Annotated in this window: 2 protein-coding genes and 2 pseudogenes; all 4 read right to left on the bottom strand. The window is 68.0% G+C overall.

The genetic code is table 11. The features are described from left to right. Positions 1 to 445 (bottom strand): annotated as a pseudogene (locus tag AB4Y84_RS16110) (CpaF family protein); the annotation flags it as partial. Further along, positions 430 to 1,686 carry an AAA family ATPase gene (locus AB4Y84_RS16105; protein WP_442244834.1) on the bottom strand — a complete coding sequence of 419 codons (1,257 nt, stop codon included), beginning with the start codon at positions 1,684 to 1,686 and terminating at the stop codon, positions 430 to 432. The pseudogene AB4Y84_RS16110 and the gene AB4Y84_RS16105, both read right to left, overlap by 16 nt. Before the next feature lie 28 nt (positions 1,687 to 1,714). Then, on the bottom strand, positions 1,715 to 3,073 hold the full coding sequence (locus tag AB4Y84_RS16100; protein WP_025878543.1) for a type II and III secretion system protein family protein: 1,359 nt from the start codon (positions 3,071 to 3,073) through the stop codon (positions 1,715 to 1,717). A gap of 18 nt (positions 3,074 to 3,091) precedes the next feature. Further along, positions 3,092 to 3,608: pseudogene (locus AB4Y84_RS16095) on the bottom strand (Flp pilus assembly protein CpaB); the annotation flags it as partial.

Genomic DNA, 3,608 nt, shown 5'->3' with positions numbered 1-3,608 from the left:
GGATGCGCAGCAGGTGGGTGTCATCGGTGAAGCGCTGTGGCGCGCGTTTGAGCTGCCCGCCCTGGGAGACATGCACATCCTTGAAGCCATTGATCAGGATGTCTTCGATGGTGGGGTCATGCAGCAGGTCATCGAGCGGGCCGAACCCGGTCAGCTCCTTGACCAGGCCTTCGGCCACCACCTGCATTTCTTCTTCGTTGATGGGGATGCGCCATTCCTGGATGAAACTGACCGTCTGCACTTCCACCCAGCGGGCGATGGTGTCGGGGGCCCAGGAATCGATGTCGATGCGCTCGTCTTCGATGCTGTTGAGCAGATGCTCGTGCGCGGCCGACAGCACCTTCTGGTACTGCTCGGTCTGTGCGAACGGCAGGCTGCCCGGTGCATGCTCCGGCACCGTGCTGCGGGCGACAACGTGCGGGAACGGGGTCACTTTGTCTTCCATTGCGATCCACCCAGGGCAAGGGCAAGTCTTTCCCGCAGGCCGTGCGCCTGGACCGGGCAGGCAGCCGGATCCAGGCGTTGCACCAGCGGGGCGAGGGCACGCAGGTACGGGTCGCGCGGCGCATCCTGCAGCAGCAGATGGCCATGGCTGGCGGAGGCGCGTACCCGCGACCGCTCGGGCAGGGTGGCCAGCAGCGGCAGCTCGAAGCGGCGCGCGATCTGTTCGGGGCTCATGCCACTGTTGTCGTCGTGGCGGTTGATCACCAGCTGCAGTCGCTTCTCGCGGTCGCGCTGGCCGGAAAGGTGCTTCAGGGCGTGGTCCAGCGACACCAGGGTGGCGATCGATGCGTCGGCCACCAGCCAGATTTCATCGGCCTGGTCCAGCAGCAGCGGCGGCAGCTGCCGCAGCGGGCAGCCACCGGCATCGCACAGTACGCTGGAAAACACGCCGCGCAGTCGTTGCAGCAGCGCACCAGGATCGGACGGCGGCAGTGCGTCGCTGCCACTGGCACGGTCGAGCAGGACCAGTCCGCTGGTGTGCCGGGCCATCGCCGTGCGGGCCAGGGTGGCATCGATGCGGCTGGCATTGCGCAGCGCATCTTCGTAGTGGAAGCGGCTGTCCAGGTTGAGGTACAGGGCGAGGTCGCCGGCCGGCTGCGCCAGCTCCATCAGCAGCCCGTCCTGCACGGCGGCATCGCCCTGGGCCAGGGTGCGGGTCTGCTGTGCGAGCACCGACAGGTGTGCGGCCAACGTGCTGGTGCCGACGCCGGCGCGCACGCCCAGCAGCACGATCAGGCGCGCCTTGTGCGCCTGCTGTGCGCTTGCGGCGGGGCGCGGTGACAAAGCGCGACGCAGGGCGGCTTCGATGCCGGTGTTGTCACTGTCCAGGTCCAGTACATCGCGCAGGCCGGCGCGCAGCGCCATCACCACGCCTTCCACCTCGCCGGCGCTGGTGGCGCCCACGGCCACCAGGGTCAATTCGGGTTGGGTCTGCTGCAGCTGCTGCGCCAGTACCGTCGATGCCGAGGCATGCTCCCGGCGGAAGTCCAACAGTACAAGGTTCTGCGGGCCACGCTGCAGGTCCTGGGCCGAGGTCGGCTCGCTGCTGTCCTGCCAGTGCAGTGCCGTGGCAGGCGGCAGCTTGGCAGCCAGGCGTGGCAGCAGTTCACGGTCGATCCCGTACAGGACCAGGTTCATCGGTGGTCCTTGCGGGTGCAGCGGCAGGGCAGTGGCGTAGGGCATGGGCGTAGTACCGGAGACGTCATGCAGGTCAGCGCGAGAAACCGGGAACCGGATCGCGGCTGATCGGGCCAAGCAGCCACGCGCCCCATTCGGGCATGTTCGGCTTGGCTTCGCGATCGCCGGGCAGCGGCAGTTCGGTATTGCGGGCAATCGGCTGTACCAACCGCGGGGTGACGATGATCACCAGTTCCTTGTCCTGGCGCTTGTAGTCGAAGTTGCGGAAGAACGTACCGATGATCGGCAGATCGCCGAGCAGCGGAATCTTGTTGACCGTCGAGGCCACGGTGGAACTGACCAGGCCGCCGATGACGAAACTCTCACCATCGCCAAGCTCGACGGTGGTGTCGGCGCGGCGGGTGGTGATCGAAGGGATCTGCACGCCGTTGAGCGCGATCGCATTGGTGTAGTCCAGGTCGCTGGCTTCCGGCGCAACCTTCAACGCAATGCGGTTCGGTGAGAGCACGGTGGGAGTAACGGTGAGGCCGATGCCGAAGGGCTTGTAGGTGACCGTTGTCGTGCCGAGCCCCTGCGGCTCCAGGATCGGCAGTTCGCCACCGGCCAGGAAGCTGGCGCTCTGCCCGGACAGCGCAACGAGCGTAGGCTCGGCCAGCACGCGCGCCATGCCGTTGGCCTGCAGCAGGTCGACATCGGCGTTCCACAAGCCCTTGGTCGAACCGAACACCAGCCTGAACGCCGAGGAGATCGGGGACTCGCTTTCGTTGCTGGACTCACCTTCCTTCATGCCAGGCAGGATGCCGGTGTTGCCTGGCAGCTGCCCGCCCGGCCGCGCGAATCCATAGGCGAAACCACCGTTGCGGTTCTGGAAGTTGATGCCGATCTGCTTCAGCGCGGTCTTGTTGAACTCGACCACCTTCACCTCGACCTGCACCACGCCGCCGCTGCTGATGGTGGAGGCATCGGCCAGGCTGCCGTCCTTGCCGAGCGCCATCACCGCGGTCTTCTGCTCCTGCATGTGCGCCAGCACGCTGTCGCTGCTTCCCTGCAGCAGCCCCTGCTGGTCCTGCTGGGTGAACACCAGTCCGCTGGAGCCGGCATCGGCGGCGCCCTGCACGGCACTCTGCACCCGCACCTGCACGCGCTGCGGTTCGCTCTGCTTGCGATGCCAGAGCAGCAGGGTGGTGGTGCCGGGGGCCTTGCCTACCAGCAGCGCCTGGCGTGCGCCGCGCAGCATCACGATGTCAGCTACGCCGGGGTCGGCGATGGCAACCCGTTCCAGGTCGGCCGGCAGCGTCCATGGCCGCTGTTCGCGGGTCTGCAGCAGCAGATCGTCGGCAGCCACGCTCGCACCCGGTGCCAGCAGCACCAGCAGCAGGGCCAGCCAGCGCTGGCGGACAGTGGGGCGTAGGCGGTGGCGACGTTCAGTCATGTGCGCTCTCGGCAAGGGTCAAAGGGAGCCACGGGGGGCAGCAGTGTCGCCGCGGATGATTTCGATGCTCGCCGGTCGCGGCGTCGAGCGACGCTGCACCGGTGCACGCGCCGGCGTTTCGTGGACGCTGCGCTGCACGCTGCTGCCGCGGCCAGCCAGCGCATCGCCATCCAGGCCGGCGTAGGCGTTGTTCTCCGGTCGCTGCAGGGCCTGCTGCTGCTCGTTGTCCAGGCCGCGCACCGGGTCCAGCACGCCGCGCGCCTGTGGGAACAGCGCCACATCCGGCAGGCCGGTATCGGCGGGATTGCGCAGGGCGAGGAACAGCTTGCCCTGCTGTGCGCCGAGCAGCAGCCGGTTGGCGTCGGCCACCGGCACCGCCAGCACCGCGGTGCGCGCCGGCTGCGTGGCATCGCTACCGTTTGCGTTGCTGGGGGCGCTGCTGGAACCGCTGGTGATATCGGCTGCACGTGAGTCGTTGCCTGCCGTGGCCGGGGCCTGGCCCTGGCTGCTCGTCGGGGCTGCCGCGATGTCCTGC

The organism is Stenotrophomonas sp. 2YAF22, assembly GCF_052114665.1.
Classification (GTDB): domain Bacteria; phylum Pseudomonadota; class Gammaproteobacteria; order Xanthomonadales; family Xanthomonadaceae; genus Stenotrophomonas; species Stenotrophomonas indicatrix.
Note: the sequence above shows the minus strand (reverse complement) of the source record. Positions and strands in the feature narration are given on the sequence as shown.

Bases quoted from the DNA above. Each gene is read 5' to 3' on its own strand.
- AB4Y84_RS16100 (WP_025878543.1), bottom strand. From the start codon at position 3,073: ATGACTGAACGTCGCCACCGCCTACGCCCCACTGTCCGCCAGCGCTGG.
- AB4Y84_RS16105 (WP_442244834.1), bottom strand. From the start codon at position 1,686: ATGCCCTACGCCACTGCCCTGCCGCTGCACCCGCAAGGACCACCGATG.